At 73.6% G+C, this 23,036-nt stretch carries 3 protein-coding genes (2 of these 3 cut by a window edge); all 3 read right to left on the bottom strand.

The window, feature by feature from the left end:
- Tightly spaced (each overlapping or abutting the next), the 3 genes in view from ABD811_RS08060 to ABD811_RS08050 form a layout consistent with a single transcriptional unit that may run on beyond the window.
- A protein-coding gene (locus ABD811_RS08060) for a non-ribosomal peptide synthase/polyketide synthase (RefSeq protein WP_344943180.1) crosses the window boundary here: on the bottom strand, nt 1-1,597 show its beginning. Its footprint begins 21,029 nt before the window's first position; 1,597 of the gene's 22,626 nt are visible here — the first part of the coding sequence; it begins with the start codon at nt 1,595-1,597; the stop codon falls past the left edge of the window.
- Complete coding sequence (locus ABD811_RS08055; RefSeq protein ID WP_344943177.1) at nt 1,591-12,342, bottom strand: amino acid adenylation domain-containing protein; 10,752 nt, start codon at nt 12,340-12,342, stop codon at nt 1,591-1,593. Before ABD811_RS08055 ends, ABD811_RS08060 begins: the two co-directional genes overlap by 7 nt.
- Nucleotides 12,339-23,036: the 3' portion of a non-ribosomal peptide synthase/polyketide synthase gene (locus ABD811_RS08050; RefSeq protein WP_344943174.1), read on the bottom strand. Its footprint extends 7,290 nt past the window's final position; 10,698 of the gene's 17,988 nt are visible here — the last part of the coding sequence; its start codon lies beyond the right edge, outside the window; it ends in the stop codon at nt 12,339-12,341. The genes ABD811_RS08055 and ABD811_RS08050 overlap by 4 nt, the downstream gene beginning before the upstream one ends.

The raw sequence follows: 23,036 nt of genomic DNA, 5'->3' as shown, positions 1-23,036 counted from the left end.
CCGCCTTCCACACCGCGAGCATCGCGACGATCAGGTCGACGCCGCGCGGCAGGCACAGCCCGACGACGGTCTCGGCGTCCGCGCCGCGGTCGCGCAGGTACCGGGCCAGGCGGTTCGACCGTTCCTCCAGCCCGGCGTAGGTCAGCGACTCCTCCCCGCACAGCACGGCGAGGGCGTCGGGGGCGGCCTCGGCGCGGGCCCGGATGAGGGCGGGCGCGGTGGCCTCGGGGACGGGGGCGGACGTGTCGTTCCAGGTGTCCAGGACGGCGTCGCGTTCGGCGGGGTCCAGCAGGTCGAGCCTACCGAGCGGAAGATCGGGGTGGGCGGCGATCTGCCCGAGGATCCGCACCAGCCGGTCGGCGAGCGCCTGCACGTCCCGTTCGGCGAACACGTCGGGCCGGTAGCTGATCCGGAAGTCCAGGTCGTCGCCGGGGGCGACGGCGACGGTCAGCGGGTAGTGGGCGGCGTCCCGGCCGCCGGTCATGGCGAGCCGCAGCCCGCCGAGGTCGGGCGCGCGGCCCTCACCGGCCGGGTAGCTCTCGAACGCCATGAGGGTGTCGAAGCCGGCGCCGGGCCCGGCGACCCGCCGGATCTCGGCCAGGCCCAGGTACTGGTGGTCGAGCAGCGCGGACTGCTGCTCCTGGAGGCGGGCGAGCACGTCGGCGACGGTCAGGGCCGGGTCGAGACGCACCCGGACGGGGACGGTGTTGAGCAGCAGTCCCAGCATGCGCTCCACGCCGGGGATCTCGGCGGGACGGCCCGCGACGGTCGCGCCGAACACCACGTCGTCGCGTCCGGCCAGGCCGCCCAGCAGGATCCCCCAGGCGGCCTGGGTGACGGTGTTCAGCGTCAGGCCGCGGCCGCGGGCCAGTTCGCGCAGCGTCTCGGTGAGGCGGCTCCCGGCCCGGGCGACGACGGTCTCCGGCAGCACCGGCACGCCGTTGCCCGCGGCGGGGGCGACCAGCGTCGGCTCGTCCAGGCCCGCCAGCGCCGCGCCCCACGCCGCGCGCGCCCGGTCCTTGTCCTGGCGGGCCAGCCACGCCAGGTACTCGCGGTAGGGGGTGACGGGCGGCAGGCCGCCGGCGCGGCCGCCCGCACCGTAGACCGCCCACAGCTCGCCCATCAGGATCGGCAGCGACCAGCCGTCCAGCACGATGTGGTGCAGGGTGATCACCAGCCGGTGGCGGCCGGGTCCGAGCTTCACCAGCAGCAGCCGGAACAGCGGCGGGGCGGACAGGTCGAACCGGCGCAGCCGCTCCTCGGTGACGAGCCGGTCGGCCTCCTGCATGCCGGCGCCGCTGTCCAGGCCGGACAGGTCGACCTCGCGCCACGGCAGGCCGACGCTGCGCATCACGACCTGGACGAGCTGTTCGGCCCCGGCGGGGCGGCGGAAACCCACGCGCAGCCCGGCGTGCCGGGCCAGCAGCGCTTCCCACGAGCGGCGCAGCACGGCGGCGTCCAGGGGGCCTTCCAGGTCGACGACCTCCTGGCCGACATAGACGTCGAGGGCGTCGTCGTCGAAGAGGGCGTGGAAGAGCAGGCCCTCCTGTAACGGAGACAGCGGCCAGACGTCCTCAACTCGCCTCTGCGTCACCATGCGCCCCCTTCAAGTTCGGATTCGAGCTCGTCGATCTGGCCCTGCGCCAGCGTCACCAGCGGAAAGTCGGACGGGGTGTGGCCGCCCGCGTCCGCGCGGTCGGCGTACGCGGCCAGCCCCGTCAGCATCGCCGCCCACCCCGCGGCCAGACCGGAGACCGCCGCCTCGGGCAGCAAGTCTTCGGGCCAGGCCAGTGTCAAGGCAAGGGCCGGGCCGTCCGGCAGATCGTGGACGACGCCGGAGACCTCCAGCACGTGCCCGGCGGCCATGCGGGGATCGGCGCCGCCGCCCAGCCCGGTGCGGCCGACGGGCTGCCACGGGCGGTTCGTGTCGTCGGCGGCCGCGGCGAACCGCCCCAGGTAGTTGAACGCGATCTGCGGCGCGGGCAGCGCCGCCAGCTCGGCGGCGGTGTCCGGGTTGAGGTGCCGCAGCAGCCCGTAGCCCAGGCCGTCGGACGGCACCGCGCGCAACTGCTCCTTGACGCGTTTCACCAGGCGGTCGACGGCGGGTCCGCCGGCCCGCACGTCCGCGAGGTCCAGCGTCCCGGGGTCGAGGCGGACGGGGTGGACGCTGGTGAACCAGCCGACCGTCCGCGACAGGTCCAGCGTGTCGGACGTGCGTCCGTGGCCTTCGACGTCGATGAGCACGCCGCCGTCCGCGGCGCCGCCGTGGCCGCGCCGCCACTCGACGAGCGCGGCGGCCAGCGCCGCGAGCAGGACGTCGTCGACGCCCGCGTGGAACGCCGCGGGCACCCGCGTCAGCAGCGCGTCGGTGACGTCGGCGGGCACGGAGGCGTCCACCCGGCGCATCGCGCTCACCAGGTCGCGGGACGGGTCGAGGTGGCGTGCGCCCAGCAGCGGGTCGGGGCCGTCCAGCATCGCCTTCCAGACCGGCAGCTCGGCCGTCCGTTCCGGGCCGGTCGCCTGCTCGGCGAGGTCCAGGGCCCACTGCCGGTAGGGGACGGGCACAGGCGGCAGTTCCGCGTCCGGAGCCTCGTAGGCGGCGGTGAGGTCCGGCAGGAGGATCCGCCAGGACACCCCGTCCACCACGAGATGGTGGATCAGCCACAGCAGGAGGCCGTCCGCGTCCGGGCCCGCGTCGAACCACACCAGCCGGGTCATCACCCCGGCCGCCGGGTCCAGCCGCGACGCCTCCTCGCGGGCCCGCTCGGCGACGACGCGTTCCAGGTCGTCGCCGGCCTCCAGCCTGCGCAGCACGTCGGCGGCCGCGACCGGCCGCTCGGGGACCACGAGCCGATGCTCGCCGGGCTCCAGCCGGGCGCTGAGCAGCTCGTGCCGGTCGAGCACGGCCTGGACCGCGCCGGTGAGACGGTCGTGGTCCACTCCGGCGGGCACCGACAGCAGCATCGACTGGTAGAACCCGCCCGTCAGGGCCGCATCCCCCGACCGTTCCGCGGCCAGGTGGATCACCGGCGTCCACGGGACCGGGCCGGTCGCCGCGACGCCGCCGTCCTCGTCGTCCTCGATCGGGACCGCCACCGCCGCCAGCCCCGCCGGGGTCTGGTGCTCGAACACCTGCCGCGCCGTGATCGCCAGCCCGGCGCGGCGCGCCCCCGCCACCACCAGCATCGACAGGATCGAGTCGCCGCCCAGGGTGAAGAAGCCGTCGTCCGCGCCGACCTGTTCCAGCCCGAGCACCTCGGCGAACAGCCCGCACAGCGTCTCCTCCGCCGGGGTGGCGGGGGCGCGGCCGCCGACCATGCCGGCGAAGTCCGGGGCGGGCAGGGCGGCCCGGTCCAGCTTGCCGTTGGCGTTCAGCGGCAGCGCCTCCAGCTCGACGACCGCGCCCGGCACCATGTAGGCGGGCAGCAGGCCCGCCGCGAACTCCTGGAGCGCGGCCGTGTCGACCGAGCCGCCGGCGACCGGGACGACGTAGGCGACGAGCCGGTCGTCCCGGGCGACCACCGCCACCCGCTCCACGGCGTCGTGCCCGGCCAGGACGTGTTCGACCTCGCCGGGCTCGATCCGGAAACCGCGAATCTTCACCTGCTCGTCGGCGCGGCCCGCGAACACCAGCAGCCCGTCGGGGCTCCATGCGGCGAGGTCACCGGTCCGGTACATGCGCCGCCCCGGCCAGAACGGGCACGCCACGAACCGTCCGGCCGTCAGCCCGCGCCGGTTCAGATAGCCGCGCGCCAGGCCCGCGCCCGCCACGTACAGCTCACCGGTCACCCCCGGCGGCACCGGCCGCAGGTACTCGTCCAGTACGAACACCCGGGTGTTGAGGATCGGCCGCCCGATCGACGGCACCCCGCCGACCCAGCCGCCGCCGTCCTCCCCGACGGGTCCGGTGGTGCAGATGACGGTGATCTCGGTCGGGCCGTAGGCGTTCCACAGCCGCTCGCCCCGGCCCCAGCGCCGCGCCAGCTCCTCCGGCATCCGCTCGGACCCCACGACCCAGCGGGCCACGCCGTCGAACCGGTCCGGGTCCAGCTCCCGCACCAGGGACGGAACGAGGCTCACCGCGCCGACGCCCCGCTCGTTCACCATCCGGGTCAGCAGCTCCGGGTCGGCCCGCTCCTCGTCCGAGGCGATCACCAGCGTCGCGCCCGACGCCAGCGCCACCGCCACGTCCAGCACCGACGCGTCGAAGCTGAACGACGCGAACTGCAGCATGGCCACGCCGGGCGCCACCCCCAGCACGGGACGGAACGCCTCCGCGAGGTTCACCATCCCGCCGTGCCGGGCCAGCACGCCCTTCGGCCGTCCCGTCGTGCCCGACGTGTAGATGACGTAGGCCAGGCCGTCCGGGTGCGCCCGCGTGCCGACGGGTTCCGCGGACCGGCCCGCGACCAGCTCGTCCAGCGACTCGATCACCAGGGCCGCGCCGCTGTCGGCGAGGATGAACTCCAGCCGGTCGGCGGGGTATTCGGGGTCGAGCGGAACGTACGCCGCGCCCGCCTTCCACACCCCCACCATCGCGACCACCGCGTCGATCCCGCGCGGCAGGCGCAGGCCGACCACGGACTCCCCGCCGATCCCGGCGTCCAGCAGGTGGCGGGCGAGCCGGTTCGACCGCTCCTCCAACCCGGCGTAGGTGAGGGCGGCGTCGCCGAACCGCAGCGCGACCGCGTCGGGCGTCCGCTCCGCCCACCCGCTGATGATCTCCGGCAGCGTCGCCTCGGGGACGGGCCGCGCGGTGCCGTTCCAGTCGGTGAGCGTGGCCCGCCGCTCGGCGTCGTCCAGCAGCTCGACGCCGGCCACGTCGACGTCCGGGTCGGCGGCGACCTGTTCCAGCACGCGGACCAGCCGTTCGGCGATCCGCCGGGCGGTGGCCTCGTCGAACAGGTCGGTGGCGTACAGCAGCCCGCCCTGCAACCCGGCCGGCGCCCCGTCGGCGGCCCGGCTCTCGGTGAGGCTGACCGACAGGTCGAAACGGGCGGCCTCGGTGTCCGGCCGCACCGGCCGCACGCTCACCCCGGGCAGCTCCCACCGGGCGGGCGGCAGGTTTTCGATCGACAGGGTCACCTGGAACAGCGGGTGACGCGACAGCGAGCGGGACGGGCTGAGGTCGTCCACGAGCCGTTCGAACGGCACGTCCTGGTGGGCCAGCGCGGCCAGGTCGGTCTCCCGGACGCGCCGGACCAGTTCGGTGAACGTCGGGTTCCCGCTGACGTCGGTGCGCAGCACCAGCGTGTTGAGGAAGTACCCCACCAGGTCTTCCAGCGCCGCGTCACCCCGCCCCGCCACGGTGGTGCCCACCGGGATGTCGGTGCCCGCGCCGAGCCGGGAGAGCAGGACGGCCAGCGCCGACTGCACCACCATGAACACCGTCGAGCCGGTGCGCTGGGCCAGCTCCACCAGCCGCGCGTGCGCGGCCGCCGGAACCGCGAGGGGAACCACGGCTCCCCGGAACGACGGGACGGGCGGGCGGGGCCGGTCGGTCGGCAGCGCGAGCTCTTCGGGCAGTCCTGCGAGCGCGTCCCGCCAGTAGCCGAGCTGGGAGCTGATCGCGCTGTCCGGATCGTCCAGCTCGCCGAGCACATCCCGCTGCCACAGCGCATAGTCGGCGTACTGGACGGGCAGCGGCTCCCAGTCCGGTTCCCGGCCTTCCAGCCTGGCGGCGTAGGCGACGCCCAGATCACGGGCCAGGACGCCCATCGACCAGCCGTCCACCGCGATGTGATGGGCGGTCACGACGAGGATGTACTCCCCGTCGCCGACCACGAGCAGTTCGGCCCGCCACGGCAGCTCGGCGCCGACGTCGAAGCCCCGTCCGATCACCTCGGCGATCACCGCGGACGGCTCGGACGACTCGGCCCTGGTGAGGCGGGTGACGGTCAGCGCCGGGTGCGCGGCCGGACCGGTGAGGATCTTCTGCTGCGGCAGCGCCGCGGTCTCCGGGTAGACGGTGCGGAGGGTCTCGTGCCGGTCGGCGACGTCCGCCAGGGCCGCCTCCAGGACGTCCGGGTCCAGCTCCCCCGAGAGCCGCAGCGCCAGAGGGACGTTGTAGGCGGCGCCGGACCCTTCCTCTTCGAGCCGGTTGAGGAACCACATGCGCTGCTGCCCGTAGGACAGCGGCAGGATGTGCGGGCGAGTGCGCGGAGTCAACGCCGGCCGGGCCACGGCCGAGCCTTCCGTGACCGCCCTGGCCACGGCCGCGACGGTCGGTTCGGCGAACAGGGCCCGGATGCCGATCTCGGTGTCGAAGACCGCCCGCACGCGGGCGATCAGTCGCATCGCCAGCAGCGAGTCCCCACCCAGATCGAAGAACGAGTCTTCGGCTCCGACCCGCTCCAGCCCGAGGATCTCGGCGAACAGGCCGCAGAGGATCTCCTCGGTCTGGGTTGCGGGGGCGCGGCTGACCGACCGTCCGGCGAAGTCGGGCGCGGGGAGGGCGGCCCGGTCGAGCTTGCCGTTGACGGTGAGGGGGAGCGCCTCCAACTGCACGAACGCGGCCGGGACCATGTACTCGGGCAGGCTTCCCGACAGGTGCTCACGGAGAACCGTGGCGTCCACGGCGCCGTTTGATGGGACGACGTAGGAGACCAGACGGTCATCGCGGACCAGCACTACCGCGCGGTCGACGCTCTCGTGCTCCGCCAGCACGGCTTCGACCTCACCCGGCTCCACACGGAACCCGCGAATCTTCACCTGCTCGTCCGCACGCCCGACGAACTCCAGCTCGCCGTCGTCCGTCCAGCGGGCCAGGTCGCCGGTCCGGTACATCCGCCCGTCGGCGAACGGGCAGGCCACGAACCGCTCAGCGGTCAGGGTCGGGCGGTTGACGTACCCGCGCGTCACGCCTGCGCCAGCGACGTAGAGTTCGCCGGTCACCCCTGCCGGAACGGGCTGGAGAAACTCATCCAGCACAAACGCCTTGGTGTTGCCAATCGGACGACCGATCGGTGGCGTACCCGAAGCATCGACGACGCCGACCGTCGCCATGACGGTCGTCTCCGTCGGACCATAGGTGTTCCACAACCGGTCGCCACCCGACCAGCGTGCGGCCAAGTCCGCCGACAACCGCTCGGCACCCAGCACCCACCGGCCCACGTTCTCCACCTGGGCCGGGTCAAGCACGCTCAGCAGCGACGGCACGATGCTCGCCGCGCTGACCTCCTGCTCGTTGACCATTCGGGTGAGCGCCGCCGACTCGGCACGCTCCTGCGCAGTGGCGATGACGAGCGTGGCCCCTGACGACAACGCCACAGCAACATCCAGCACCGAGGCGTCGAAGCTGAACGAGGCGAACTGCAAGATCGACTTACCCGGCTCCGCGCCCAGGACCGGACGCAAGGACTCCACCAGGTTGACCATGCCGCCGTGGTGCCCCATCACCCCCTTGGGGCGGCCCGTGGAGCCCGAGGTGTAGATGACATACGCCAAGCTCGCCGCGTCCACCTCGATACCCAACGGCTCGGCGGACTGATCCGCGATCAGGTCATCGAGGGAGTCGATCCGCAGGGACGCGCCGCTGTCGGCCAGCATGAACTCCAGCCGGTCAGCCGGATACTCCGGGTCGAGCGGCACATACGCGGCGCCCGCCTTCCAGACGGCGACCATGGCGACGACTACATCGATCCCGCGCGGCAGGCACAGACCCACCACCGACTCACGGCCGACCCCGGCACCCAGCAGATACCGGGCCAGCCGGTTCGACCGCTCCTCCAGCTCGGCATACGTCAGCGCCGCGTCACCGCACCGCAACGCCACGGCATCCGGTGTGCGCTGCGCCCACGCCCGGATCTGCTCGGGGATCAGGACATCGGCGACCGGCGCCTGCGTGGCGTTCCAGTCCGCCACCACGGCACGCCGCTCGGCCTCGTCCAGAACCTCGACCTGGCTGACGCGCAGTTCCGGGTCGGCCGCGAGCTGTTCGAGGACCCGGACGAGGCGGTCGGACAGGGCCTGGGCGGTCGCGGTGTCGAACAGATCGGTGGCGTAGAGGACCTCTCCGCCGATGCCCACGGGGACGCCGTCCTCGTCGCGGCGTTCCGACAGGGTGATCGACAGGTCGAACCGGGCAGTCTCGGCCTCCTCGCCGGGCGGCATCGGCTCGACCCGGAGCCCCGGCAGCTCCCACTGTCCCTGCCGGTCGCCCGTAGCGCTCTGGAGGGTGAACATCACCTGGAACAACGGGTGTCGATCCAGTGACCGGGTGGGGCTGAGTTCGTCCACCAGCCGTTCGAAGGGCAGATCCTGATGCGCATAGGCGGCCAGATCGGTTTCGCGAACGCGCGCCAGGAGTTCCAGGAACGACGGATCTCCGCTCACGTCCGTGCGCAACACCAGCGTGTTGACGAAGAACCCCGCCAGCCCGTCCAGCGCGGCGTCACCCCGGCCCGCGACAGGCGTGCCGAGCGGGATGTCTGTGCCCGCCCCGAGCCGGGCCAGCAACGCCGCCAGCGCCGTCTGCACCACCATGAACACGGTCGCGCCGCCCCGCTGCGCCACCCGGACCAGGCCCGCGTGAGCATCCGGGCCCAAGGTCACCGGTACGGAACGGCCCCGGAAGGACGGTGAGGCGGGCCTCGGCCGGTCGGTCGGGAGCGTCAGTTCCTCCGGCAGATCGCGCAGGGCTTCGCGCCAGTAGCCGAGCTGGCCACTGATCACGCTGTCCGGGTCGTCCGGATCGCCCAGCACCTCGCGTTGCCACACCGCGTAGTCGGCGTACTGGACCGGCAGCGGCGCCCAGCCTGGCGCTCGCCCCTCCCGGCGAGCCGCGTACGCGACACCGAGATCACGTGCCAGTACCCCCAGCGACCAGCCGTCCACGGCGATGTGATGCGCCACGATCTCCAGGACGTATTCGTGCCGGCCCAGCTCCACCAGCCGGGTCCGCCAGGGCAGGTCCTTCCGGAGATCGAAAGCGCGGTCAACGTCCTCGTCAGGCCGGGTGACCTCCAGCCGGGGATGACCGGCGCGCCCCGTCAGCACCCGCTGGTGCGGTTCCCCGTCGATCTCAGGGAAGGTCGTGCGCAGGCTTTCGTGCCGGTCGGCGACGTCGGCGAGGGCCGCTTCCAGCGCGGCGACGTCCAGTTCGCCGGAGATTCGCAGTACCAGCGGCAGGGTGTAGGCCGCGCCCTCGCCGGCCTCCTCCAGACGGTTGAGGAACCACATGCGCTGCTGCCCGTACGACAGCGGCACCACGTCCGGACGGGGCCGGGCCTCCAACGGCGGCCGGGCCTGGCTCGCGCTCGCAGTGACGGCTCTGGCGACCCCGGCGACCGTGGGCTCGGCGAACAACGCCCTGATCCCGACCTCGACCTCGAACACCGCCCGCAGGCGAGTGACGAGCCGCATGGCGAGAAGGGAGTCACCGCCGAGTTCGAAGAAGGAGTCTTCGGCGCCGACCTGGTCGAGGCCGAGGACTTCGGCGAACAGGCCGCACAACACCTCTTCGGTCGCGTTCGCCGGCCCACGCCCACCCGGCCGGCCACCAAAGTCGGGGGCGGGCAGTGCGGCCCGGTCCAGCTTGCCGTTCGGCGTGGTGGGCAGCGTCTCCAGCACGACGAAAGCCGCTGGGACCATGTACTCGGGAAGCCGGTCGGCCGCGTGCTCTCGCAGCGCTCCGGTGTCGACCGAACCGTCGGCCGGGACGATGTAGGCGACGAGGCGCTTGGTGCCGGGCTGGTCCTCCCGCACCACGACAGCGATTTGGCTCACGGAGGCGTGCGCGGCAAGCGCCGCCTCGATCTCGCCCAGTTCGATCCGGAATCCCCGGATCTTTACCTGGTGATCGGCCCTGCCCAAGAACTCCAGCTCACCATCGGGGGTCCATCGAGCCAGGTCACCGGTTCGATACATCCGCTCACCGGAGCCGAACGGGCACGCCACGAACCGCTCAGCGGTCAAGCCTTGGCGTCCCAGGTATCCCCGGGCGAGTTGCACACCGGCCACGTACAGCTCTCCGGCGGCGCCGACGGGTACCGGCTGCAGGAAGTCATCGAGTACCAGCATCCGGGTGTTCCACACCGGACGACCGATCGGAATCACCGAAGCGTCCTCGTCGGCCGGGCAGGCCCGGAACGTCACATCGACGGCGGTCTCGGTGGGGCCGTACAGGTTGTGCAGCTCCACGGGCAACCGCCGGTGGAACTCGGCCACCAGTTCCGCCGGCAGCGCTTCACCGCTGCACACAACCCGCCGCAGACTGTCGCACCGCCCCGGTGAGACCTCGGGCAGGAACGCACCCAGCATGGACGGCACGAAATGCACCGTGGTGATCTGCTCGCGCTCGATCACCTCCACCAGATACGCCGGATCCTGATGACCACCCGGACGCGCCATCACCAACCCCGCACCCGTGATGAGCGGCCAGAAGAACTCCCACACCGACACATCGAACCCCGACGGCGTCTTCTGCAGCACCCGATCCGAGGCGTCCAGCCCGTACTCGTCCTGCATCCACAACAGACGATTCACGATCGCCCCGTGCGAGACCGCCACACCCTTCGGACGCCCCGTCGAACCCGACGTGTAGATCACATACGCGACGTCATCCCCGCCAAGTCGCACCGCTGGAGGCTTCGGGGTGTTGGCAGCCGACAGGTCGTCCACCACGAAGACGTCGAAGCCCTCGGGCACGGCGTCGCGGGTCGCGTCCGTGCAGACGACGACGGCCGGGCGGGCGTCGGCGAGCATGAACTCGATCCGCGCCGCCGGATAACCCGGGTCCACCGGCACGTAACCGGCGCCCGCTTTCAGCACGCCCAGTAGCACCGCTTCCAGCTCGACGGAGCGGTCGACCACCACCCCCACCAAGTCGCCCCGGCCGACGCCACGCGCCGCCAACTCCCCCGCCACCCGATCACTGGCCGCGTCCAACTCGGCATACGACCAACGCACCCGCTCGTCCGCCACCGCCAACGCACCCGGCGTCCGCCCCACCTGCTCAGCGAACAAACCCACCAACGACCCCGACGCCACCCCACGCCCGGTGTCGTTCCAACCCGACACCACGACCTCGCGTTCGTCAGCGCCCAACGCCTCCAAACGCCCCACCAGCAGCCCGGGATCAGCCGCCATCTGCTCCAGCAACCGCACCAACCGCTCGGCCAACGTCCGCGCCGAGGCCTCATCGAACGCGTCGGGGCGGTAGTCCAGCTTCAGTTCGAGCCCGTCACCCGGCCCCACCACGAGCGACAGCGGGTAGTGGGTGGTCTCCTGGACGTCGCCTCCGGTGAAGCGCAGGCCGCCGAGGTCCGGCGGACCCTGCTGGTCCATGGGGTAGTTCTCGAACACCAGCAGCGTGTCGAAGGTGGCGCCGGAGCCCGCGAGCCGCTGGATCTCCGCCAGGCCCAGGTACTGGTGGTCGAGCAACACCGACTGCTCCGCCTGCACGCGGCCCAGCAGCGCCGCCACCGTCTCACCAGGCTCCAGCGCCACTCGCACGGGAACGGTGTTGATGAACAGGCCGAGCATCTGTTCCACGCCGGGCAGGTCGAGTGGACGGCCCGCGACGGTCGCGCCGAACACGACATCACGACGCCCCGTCAGCTTGCCGACGAGTAACGCCCAACCCGCCTGAACGACCGTGTTCAGCGTCACCCCGACACCGCGGGCCAGGTCGCGCAGACCGTCGGCGAGTCGTTCCCCCGCCTGGACGGTCAGGCTGGACGGCGCCACCGGGACGTCGCTCGCGGGGGCGACGAGCGTCGGCTCCTCGACTCCGGCGAGAGCCTCGCGCCAGACGGCCCGCGCGCGGTCCTTGTCCTGGCGGGCCAGCCACGCGAGGTATGCCCGGTAGGAGGTCGCCCGAGGCAGGCCGGTGGTGACGCCTCCCGCGGTGTAGACGGCCCACAGTTCGTTCATCAGGACCGGCAGGGACCAGCCGTCCAGGACGATGTGGTGGGTGGTGATGACCAGCCGGTGCCGGTCCGGCGCCAGTTTCAGCAGGAGCAGCCGGAACAGGGGCGGGACCGCGAGGTCGAAGCGACGGCGGTGCTCCTCGGCGGTGAGGCGGGCGGCCTCCGCCGACGCGGCGTCCGGTGCCCGGCCGGACAGGTCGACCTCCCGCCACGGAACCCGCACGCCCCGGAAGATCACCTGGACGGGCGCGCCCGTGGCGCGCTGCCGGAAGCCGGCGCGCAGGCTCGCGTGCCGGTCGAGCAGCGCCTGCCACGACCTTCGGAGGACCTCGGTGTCCAGGGGGCCGTCAAGGTCGAGCACCCGCTGCCCGACGTACACGTCCGGGGCGTCCTCGTCGTAGACGGCGTGGAACAGCAGGCCCTCCTGCAAGGGCGACAGCGGCCACACTTCCTCCAACATGGACTCGCTCACTTCGGCCCCTTCCGCGCCATCTTCTTCGCCGTCATTTCGAATTCGTCGAGTTCGTGCTGGGAGATATCCGTCAGGGGGAAGTCGGACGGGGTGTGGCCTCCGGCGTCGCCGCCGTCGGTGTGCGCGACCAGTCCGGACAGCATGGCCGCCCATGTCCCGGCCAGTTCCTCGACCGCCTCGGCGTCCAGCAGTTCTTCCGGCCAGGACAGGGTCAGGGCGAGGACGGGACCGTCCGCCAGGTCCTGGACGACGCCCGAGATCTCCAGCGTGTGCGTGGCGGCCATGCCGGGATCGACTCCGCCGTCCAGGCCCCCGAGCGGCTGCCACGGGCGGGGCTGCCGCGCGTCGGCGGTCGCGGTGAAGCGGCCGAGGTAGTTGAAGGCGATCTGCGGTGTGGGCAGTGCCGCCAGTTCGGCGGCGGTGTCGGGGTTGAGGTGGCGGAGCAGTCCGTAGCCCAGGCCGTCGGTCGGGATCGCGCGCAGTTGTTCCTTGATCCGCTTGAGCAGCCGGCCCGCGTCGGGGCCGCCGGCTCGCACGTCGGCGAGGTCGATCGTTCCGGGGTCGAGTCGGACCGGGTGGACGTCGGTGAACCAGCCGACGGTCCGCGACAGGTCGAGCGTTTCGGATGAGCGGCCGTGGCCTTCGACGTCGATGAGTACGCCGCCGCTGTGCCGCCGCCAGTCGGCGACGGCCGCCGTCAGCCCGGCGAGCAGGACATCGTCCACCCCCGCGTGGAAGGCCGCCGGAACCCTGGTGAGCAGCGCCTCGGTCACCTCGGAGGACACCGACACGTCGAACCGCCGCATCCGCGCCACCACGTCGCGGGCCGGGTCCAACGGGCGCTTGCCGATCCGCGGGTCGGGGCCTTCCAGCACCGCCTTCCAGGCCGGTAGCTCAGCGACGCGTTCGGGGCCGGTCGCCTGGGCTTGGAGTTCGAGGGCCCAGCGCCTGAACGGAACCGGCACCGGTTCCAGCTCGTCGTCCGGCGCGTCATAGGCGCCGGCGAGATCAGGCAGCAGAATCCGCCACGAAACGCCGTCCACCACGAGGTGATGGACGAGCCACAGAAGCGTTCCTTCGGCGTCGGGGCCCGCGTCGAACCAGACGAGCTGGGTCATCACCCCGGCCGCCGGATCGAGCCGAGACTCAGCCGCGCGGAGTTGCTCGTTCACCGGCTCGGCAGCCGGCACACGAAGCAGCGGCGGGTTCACCGACTCTTCGCGTTCCGGAATGACCAGCTCGGTGCCGTCGAGCCGGGAACGCAGCACGTCATGGCGGTCCAGGACGGCCCCGACCGCGCGGGCAAGACGCTCGAAGTCGAGCCCGGCCGGGACCGACAGCAGCATCGACTGGTAGAACGCCTCGCCGCTCGACCGTTCGATCGCCTCCCGCATCACCGGCAGCAGCGGCAGCCGTCCCGTCGCCTCGACCTCGTTCGCGGCACCTTCGTCATCGGCTACGGGGACGGCCACGGCCGCCACCCCCGCCGGGGAGCGATGCTCGAACACCTGCCGGGCGGTGAACACCAGCCCCGCGCGGCGCGCCCGCGACACCAGCAGCATCGACATGATCGAGTCGCCGCCGAGGGTGAAGAAGTTGTCGTCCGCGCCGACCCGGTCGAGCCCGAGCACTTCGGCGAACAGACCGCACAGCACCTCCTCCACCGGAGTGGCCGGTGCTCTGCCGCCCGCGAGGCCCGCGAAGTCCGGAGCAGGCAGCGCGGCGCGGTCGACCTTGCCGTTCACCGTCAACGGCAACGACTCCAGCTCCAGCACCGCCGCCGGAACCATGTACTCCGGCAACCGCCCCGCCACGTACTCCCGCAAAGCAGCGGCATCCACAGAACCATTGGCCGGAACCACGTAGGCCACCAGACGCTTGACGCCCGGCTGGTCCTCACGCGCGACCACCGTCGCCCGCCCCACCGACTCATGACCCGCCAGCACGGTTTCGATCTCGCCCGGCTCCACCCGGAACCCACGAATCTTCACCTGCTCATCGGCCCGCCCCACGAACACCAGGTCACCGTCGGGCGTCCACCGCACCAGGTCACCCGTGCGATACATCCGCTCCCCGGCCCCGAACGGGCATGCGACGAACCGTTCGGCGGTCAGGCCAGGCTGCTCCAGGTAGCCGCGAGCGAGCCCGCCCCCGGCGACATACAGCTCCCCCACCATCCCGGCGGGGACCGGCTGCAGGTGCCGGTCGAGCACGAACACGCGGGCATCGTCGCGGGGGCGCCCGATGGGCAGCACGCCCGGCAGTTTGGCTTCGGCGGGCAGCTCGAAGGTGGTGGCGCACAGCGTCACCTCGGTCGGCCCGTACAGGTGCCGGATCACCACACCCGGGCAGGCCTCCCGCACCGCCTCCACCGCCGAGACCGGCACCACGTCACCACCGGTCAACACCTCGCGCACACCCGCGAACGACCCCGGCGACTCCTCCGCCAGCAGCCCCAGTAACCCGGCCGTCACATGCACATGAGACAACCCGTGGGTTTTGATCAGCCGTTCCAGTTCGCGGCTTTCGACCTGTCCGGGCGGCGCGACGACCAAGGTTCCCCCGCTGACCAGCGGCGCCCAGATCTCGTAGGTGGAGGCGTCGAAGACATGGGGCGCGTGCAGCAGCACCCGATCCCCCGCCCCCACACCCCAGCCGCTGTCGACGGCCAGCCGCGCCACGCCGCCATGCGTGGCCACGACCCCCTTGGGCACACCGGTCGAGCCCGACGTGAACATGACGTATGCCGCGTCATCGGCACCCACCCCGGCACGAACCCGACCGCCATCAGTCTCCTCGGCCGGCGCCTCCGAAGGGTCGTCCACCACCACGCTCACCCCGGCGAGCACCGCCTGACGCCGTGCCTCCGGCCACCCCGGATCCACCGGCACATACGCAGCACCCGCCTTCAACACACCCAACAACACACCGATCAGCTCAGCCGACCGGCCCATCACCACACCGACCAGATCACCCCGGCCGACCCCGCGCCCCACCAGCCCGCGTGCCACACGGTCCGCGAACACGTCCAGATCCGCGTACGACCACACCCGGCCCTCTTCGACCACCGCCACCGCATCCGGCGCCGCCTCGACCCGCTCCTCGAACAGGTCCACGACGGAACGGGCGGAGGCCGGTGACGTGGTGTTGTTCCAGTCCGTCAGTACGGTGCGGCGTTCGTCGTCATCGAGGAGCCCGATCCGGCCGACGGGCGTCTCCGGGTCGGCGGCGAACTGTTCGAGGACGAGCACCAGGCGCCGGGCGAGGGCGTCGGCGGTGGGCTCGTCGAACAGGTCGGGGCGGTAGTCCAGCTTCAGTTCGAGTTCGGTGAAGGGCGCGACGGCCAGGGTGAGCGGGTAGTGGGAGACGTCCCGGTCGCCGGTCACCTCGATGCGCAGGCCGCCGCCGGGCGGCGCGGTCGCGTCGACGGGGTAGTTCTCGTAGATCAGGAGGGTGTCGAAGGCGGCGCCGGGGCCGGCCAGACGCTGGATCTCGGTGAGGCCGAGATGCTGGTGGGCGATCAGCTCAGCCTGCCGTTCCTGCAGGTCCGTCAGCAGGTCCGCGACGGTCGCGGCCGGGTCGAACGGCACCCGGACCGGGACGGTGTTGATGAACAGGCCGAGCATGCGTTCGACGCCGGGCAGGTCGGCGGGGCGGCCCGAGACGGTCGCGCCGAACACGACGTCGTCGCGGCCGGTGAGACCGGCGAGCAGCAGCGCCCACGCGCCCTGCACCACGGTGTTGACCGTCAGGCCGCGGGTGCGGGCCATCTCGCGCAGGGCGCCGGTCAGCGGCGCGTCCGCGCGGGCGACGACGCTGCGCGGCATGACCGAGACACCGGGGGCGGCGGCGGGGGCGACGAGGGTCGGGCCGTCCAGTCCGGCGAGGGCCCGGCGCCAGTGTTCCCGCGCGTCCGCCTTGTCCTGGCGGGCCAGCCATTCCAGGTGCGACCGGTAGGGGGTGACCGGCGGGAGGACGTCCGCGTCGCCGCCCGCCCCGTAGACGGTCCACAGTTCGCGCATCAGCACCGCGAACGACCAGCCGTCCAGCAGGATGTGATGCATGGTGATCACGAGCCGGTAGCGGTCGGCGGCCAGGCGCAGCAGGAGCAGGCGGATCAGCGGCGGCTCGGCGAGGTCGAACCGGCGGGCCCGGTCCTGCGCGGCGAGCCGTTCGGCCCGCTCGTCGGGGCGGTCGGTGCCGGAGAGGTCCGTCTCGGTCCACGGGACGGTCACGTCACCGGCGACGACCTGCACCGGGTGGTCCGCTCCGGCGGGCCGCCGGAAGGCGACCCGCAGGCTGGCGTGCCGGGCCATCACGGCGTCCCAGGACCGCCGCAGCAGCGCGGCGTCCACGGGTCCGTGCAGCTCGACGGTCTGCTGGATGGTGTAGACGTCGGGGATCTGGTCGTCGTAGGCGGCGTGGAACAGCAGGCCCTCCTGCAGCGGTGCGGGAGGCCAGACGTCGGCGAGCGCGGGGACGGCGCGTTCCAGTTCCTCGATCTGGTCCTGGTCCAGCGTGACCAGCGGGAAGTCCGACGGGGTGTGGCCGCCCGCGGCGGGGTCGGCGACGTGGTCGGCGAGATCCGCGAGGACGCCCGTCCACGCCTCGGCCAGTTCCTCGACGGCCGTGTCGGCGAGCACGTCCGCGGGCCAGGTCAGGGTGAGGGTGAGCCGCGGCCCGCCGGGCAGGTCGTGGACCAGGCCCGCCGCCTCCAGGGTGTGCGTGGCGGCCAGCGTGGCGTCCGCTCCGCCGGCCAGGCCGATGCCGGTGGGCTGCCACGGCCGGTCGTCGGCGTCGCCGGCGGCGGCGAACCGGCCCAGGTAGTTGAAGCCGATCTGCGGTGCCGGCAGCGCGGCCAGCTCGGCGGCGGTCCGCGGGTTGAGGTGACGCAGCAGGCCGTAGCCCAGTCCGTCGGACGGGACCGCGCGCAGCTGCTCCTTGACGCGTTTGACCGCGCCGCCCAGGTCGGCGGGGTCGCCCGGGTCCAGGCGCACGGGGTAGGTGGTGGTGAACCAGCCGACCGTCCGCGACAGGTCCATCGACTCCGGGGACCGGCCGTGGCCTTCGACCTCGACCAGCAGCCCCGCCCCGGGCTCCGCGCGATGGCGGACGACGGCGCAGGCCAGCGCGGCGAGCAGGACGTCATCGACGCCCGCGTGGAACGCCTCGGGCACGCGCGTCAGCAGCGCCTCGGTGACGGAGGGCGGGACGGTCGTCTCCATGCGCCGCATCTGGGCGGCCAGGTCGCGGTCCGGGTCGAGCGGACGGTCCCCGAGCGGCGGCTCGGGGGTGCGCAGCGTGCCGGTCCAGTGCGGCAGCTCGGCGAGGCGGTCGGGGCCGGTGGCCTGCTCGGCGAGCGTGCGGGCCCAGTGCCGGTACGACACCGGGACGGGTTGCAGGGCCCGTCCCGCGTAGGCGTCGGCCAGGTCGGGCAGCAGGATCCGCCAGGACACGCCGTCGACGGCGAGGTGGTGGATCACCCACAGCAGGAGCCCGCCGGTGTCCGGGCCCGCGTCGAACCAGAGGACGCGGGTCAGGTGCCCGGACCGGGGGTCGAGGCTGCCGCCGGCCTGCCGCATCCACGCGGCCACGGTCTCCTCGTCGGTGCCCTCGACGCGCTGGACGACGTCGGCGGCGTCGACGGCGCCCCTGCCGGGGACGACCAGCTCGTCGCCGTCCAGGCGGGCCCGCAGCAGGTCGTGGTGGTCCAGCACCGTCTGGACGGCGCCGCACAGCCGGGCCGGGTCCAGTCCCGCCGGGGCGGTGACCAGCATCGACTGGAAGTACTCGCCGGTCAGGGCCGTCCGCCCGGCCCGCGCGGCGATCTCGTGCGCGACCGGGGGCAGCGGCAGCCGCCCCTCCCCCGCCGCTTCTTCTCCGGGGGCGGGCGCGTCCCCGGCCTGCCCGGCCCCGCCGAACTCGGCCCCGCCGAACTCGGCGACGGCGGCGAGCGCGGCCGGTGTGCGGTGCTCGAACACCTGCCGGGCGGTGAACCGCACCCCGGCGCGGCGGGCCCGCGACACCAGCAGCATCGACATGACCGAGTCGCCGCCGAGCGCGAAGAACCCGCCGTCGGCGCCGACCCGGTCGAGGTTCAGCACGTCGGCGAACAGTTCGCACAGCAGCCGTTCCCGCGGGGTGCGCGCCTCCCGGCCGCCCGCGAGCGCCGCGAAGTCGGGGGCGGGCAGCCGTGCCCGGTCCAGCTTGCCGTTCACCGACAGCGGCAGCTCCGCCAGCTCCACGAACGCGGCCGGGACCATGTGCTCGGGCAGCCGCTCGGCCAGGTGGGCGCGCAGCGCCGCGCCGTCGACGCCTGCGGCGCCGTCCCCGGCCGGGACGACGTAGCCGACGAGCAGCCGCCCGCCAGGCCCGTCGCGCCGGGCGACCACGGCGGCCTGCGCGACGCTCTCGTGCCCGGTCAACACGGTCTCGATCTCGCCGGGTTCGATCCGGAAGCCGCGGATCTTGACCTGTTCGTCGGCGCGTCCGGCGAACTCCAGTTCCCCGCCGGGCGTCCAGCGGGCCAGGTCGCCGGTGCGGTACATGCGCTCGCCCGGCGCGGCGAACGGGCAGGCCACGAACCGTCCGGCGGTGACGCCGGGCCGCCGCACGTATCCGCGGGTGATGCCCGCGCCCGCCACGTACAGCTCGCCGACCGTGCCGGGCGGCACCGGCTGGAGGCACTCGTCCAGGATGTACACCCGCACGTTGGCGATGGGCCGGCCGAGCGGCACGGTGCCGGGGACGTCGGGCGGGCAGGTCCAGCAGGTCACGTCGACCGTCGCCTCGGTCGGCCCGTACTCGTTGAAGAACGCCCGGCCGGGCGCGAAGCGGCGCAGCAGGTCCGGCCCGCACGCCTCGCCCGCGGTGATCAGCCGGGTGACGGTGCGCAGCGCGTCCGGGTCGAGGGTGTCCAGGACGGTCGGGGTGAAGGTGGCGGAGGTGACGGCGAGGTCCCGCACCTCCTGCCCGAGGTCGCCGTCGCGGTCGGCGACGCACAGGGTCGCGCCGGACGTCAGCGCGGGGAAGATCTCGCAGACGGACGTGTCGAACGAGACCGACGCGAACTGCAGCACCCGGTCGCCGGGCCCGAACCCGTAGGCGGAGCTGCGCCACGTCACGTAGTTCACCGCGCCCGCGTGGGGGACGACGACGCCCTTGGGCTCGCCCGTGGACCCGGACGTGTAGATCACGTAGGCCGGGTGGGCGGGCAGCAGCGGGGCCGTCCGGTCGGCGTCGGTGGGCGGGGTGTCCGGCCGGGCGGCGATCGCGGGGTCGTCCCAGCGCAGCAGCGGCACTCCGGCGGGCAGCGCCGGGGCGGTCGCGTCGGTGCAGACGACCACGGCGGGGTCGGCGTCGGCCACCATGACAGCGAGCCGCGCCGCCGGGTAGCCGGGATCCAGCGGCAGGTAGGCGGCACCGGCCTTCAGCACGCCCAGCAGGACGGCGATGAGTTCGGGCGAGCGTTCCAGCGCCACGCCGACGATCCGTTCCGGGCCGGCGCCGCGGGCGATCAGCTCGCGGGCGACGCGGTTGGCGGCCGCGGCGAGTTCGGCGTAGGTCCAGGTGGCGGCCCCGTGCGTGACGGCGGGGGCGTGCGGGGTGCGGGCCGCCTGCCGTTCCAGCAGGTCGACCAGGGTGGCGGCGGACACCGGACGCTCGGTGGCGTTCCAGTCGGCGAGGACGAGACGGCGTTCGGCCGGGTCGAGCACGTCCAGCGCGCCGACACGGGTGCCGGGGTCGGCGGCGAACTGGCCGAGGATCCGCAGCAGCCGGTCGATGAGCCGCCGGGCCTCCTCGCCGGTGAAGGCGTCGGGCCGGTAGTCCAGGCGCAGTTCCAGGTCGTCGCCGGTGTTGACGACGAGGGTCAGGGGGTAGTGCGCGGCGTCCCGGATCTCCCCCCGGGTCAGCCGCAGCCCACCGGCGACCGCCGGGCCCGCCGGGTCGGCCGGGTAGTTCTCGAACGCCAGCAGCGCGTCGAACACGGCGCCCTGCCCGGCGTGCCGCTGGATCTCCGACAGCCCCAGATGCTGGTGCGCCAGCAGCTCGGCCTGCCGCCGCTGAAGGTCGGCCAGCAGCGCGCCCACCGGGCGGGCGGGGTCCAGCGGCACCCGCACCGGAACCGTGTTGATCAGCAGGCCGAGCATGCGCTCCACGCCCGGCACCTCGGCGGGACGGCCGGAGACGGTCGCGCCGAACACCACGTCGCGGCGGCCGGTGAGCTTGCCGACCAGCACCGCCCACGCGGCCTGCACCAGGGTGTTGACGGTCAGGCCCCGGGCCCGCGCGGTGTCGCGCAGCGCCCCGGTGAGCCGTTCGCCCGCCCGGACGGTGACGCCGCGCGGCGGCACCGGATCGGCGCCCTTGACGGCGGGCGCGACGAGCGTCGGCTCGTCCAGCCCGTCCAGGGCGTCCCGCCATGCCCGGCGTGCCGCGTCCCGGTCCTGCCGGGCCAGCCAGCCGAGGTAGTCGCGGGGGGATGCGGCGGGGGGCGGCGCGGCCGGTGCGCCGCCCGCCTCGTACGCCGCCCACAGCTCCTCCATCAGGATCGGCATCGACCAGCCGTCGATGACGATGTGGTGCATCGTGACCACCAGCCGGTGACGGCCGGGGCCGAGCCTCATCAGCAGCAGCCGCAGCAGCGGCGGCGACGCCAGGTCGAACCCGCATTCCGCCTCCTCGGCGACCAGCCGCTCCGCCTCGTCCGCGTCGCCGCCCGGCACGTCCGCCTCCCGCCACGGGACGGCGACGCCCTCGGCGACCACCTGCACCGGCTCGCGCGCACCGGCCGGGGTGAGGAAGCCGACGCGCAGGCCGGCGTGCCGGTCGAGCAGCGTCTGCCACGACCGGCGCAGGGCCGCCGTGTCGAGCGGTCCTTCGATGTCGAGCACGCGCTGGCTGACGTAGACGTCGGGGAGTTCCTCGTCGTAGCCCGCGTGGAACAGCAGCCCCTCCTGCAGGGGCGTCACCGGCCACACCTCGGCCAGGCCGGGGACGGCGCGTTCCAGCTCCTCGACCTGGCCCTGGTCCAGGGGGACCAGCGGGAAGTCGGACGGGGTGTGGCCGCCCGCCGCCGGGTCGGCGGCGTGCGCGGCCAGGCCGGCCAGCATCGCCGCCCACGCGTCGGCCAGCTCCCGGACGGCCGCCTCGGTCAGCAGCCGTTCCGGCCACATCAGGCCGAGGACGAGTTCGGGGCCGTCCGGCAGGTCGTGGACGACCCCCGACACCTCCAGCACATGACCGGCCGCCATCCGCGGGTCGGCGCCGCCGCCGAGACCGGTGCGGTCCACCGGCTGCCAGTGCCGTCCCCCGTCACCGGGGGCGCCGGCGGACCCGGAGGCGAGGCGGCCGAGGTAGTTGAAGCCGATCTGCGGGGCGGGCAGGGCCGCCAGTTCGGCGGCGGTGTCCGGGTTCAGGTAGCGCAGCAGGCCGTAGCCGAGGCCGTCGGACGGGACCGCGCGCAACCGCTCCTTCACCCTCTTGATCAGCTCGCCCGCGGCAGGACCGCCCGCACGCACGTCGCCGGGGCCGGTCTCCGGGACGGGCAGCCTGACGGGATGCACCTTGGTGAACCAGCCGACGGTCCGTGACAGGTCCATTCCTTCCCGTCCGTGGCCTTCGACGTCCACGACAACACCCGTCGCCCGGTAGTCCTCGCGGGTCTCGGCGAGCGCCGCGCTGAACGCCGCCAGCAGGACATCGTCGACGCTCGCGTGGAAGGCCGCCGGCAACCGGGTGAGCAGCGCCCCGGTCACCTCGGCCGGGACGGTCACCGTCACCTGGCGCAGGGTCGTGACCTTGTCCAGTTCCGGGTCGAGCGGCCGGTCGCCGAGCGGCGGTTCCGGGCCGTCCAGGAGCGCCGTCCAGCGCGGCAGCTCGGCGACGCGTTCGGGCGCGGTGGCCTGGGCCGCGAGGTCCAGGGCCCACTGCCGGAACGACACCGGTACCGGCTCCAGGTCCGTGTCCGGCGACTCGTAGGCCGCCGCCAGATCCGGCAGCAGGATCCGCCACGAGACCCCGTCCACGACCAGGTGGTGGATCAGCCACAGCAGCCGCCCGTCACCCTGCGGACCGGCGTCGAACCAGACGAGCTGCGTCATGACCCCGTTGGACGGATCGAGCCGTGCGGCGGCCGCGCGGACCTGCTCGTGCACCGGCTCCTCCGCGGGCACCCTGCGCAGCGGCGGCGCCGGTGCGTGCACGCCGCCTTCGGGGACCACGAGTTCGGTGCCGTCGAGCCGGGCGCGCAGCACGTCGTGCCGGTCCATGACCGCACGCACCGCCCGCGCCAGCCGGTCGGCGTCCAGCCCCGCGGGCACCGCGACCAGCACCGACTGGAAGAACTCGCCTTCCAAGGCCGCCGGGCCGGACCGCTCCGCCGCCTCCCGCATCACCGGCACCAGCGGAATCCGGCCCGTCGCGGCGGGCGCGTCCGAGGCGGCGGCGCCGTCCAGCGGCGCGGCCACGACCGCCAGCGCCGCCGGTGACCGCTGCTCGAACACCTGCCGCGCGGTGAGCACCAGCCCCGCACGCCGGGCCCGGGCCACCAGCAGCATCGACATGATCGAGTCGCCGCCCAGCTCGAAGAACGAATCCTCCGCCCCGACCCGCTCCACCCCGAGGACCTCGGCGAACAGGCCGCAGAGGAGCTCCTCGGTGGGGGTGGCGGGGGCCCGGCTCGACGTCCGGCC

The sequence above is a fragment of the Actinomadura miaoliensis genome (genome assembly GCF_039536785.1).
GTDB classification, from domain to species: domain Bacteria; phylum Actinomycetota; class Actinomycetes; order Streptosporangiales; family Streptosporangiaceae; genus Spirillospora; species Spirillospora miaoliensis.
The sequence above is the reverse complement of the archived record's forward strand: the minus strand, read 5'-3'. Positions and strand labels throughout refer to the sequence as shown.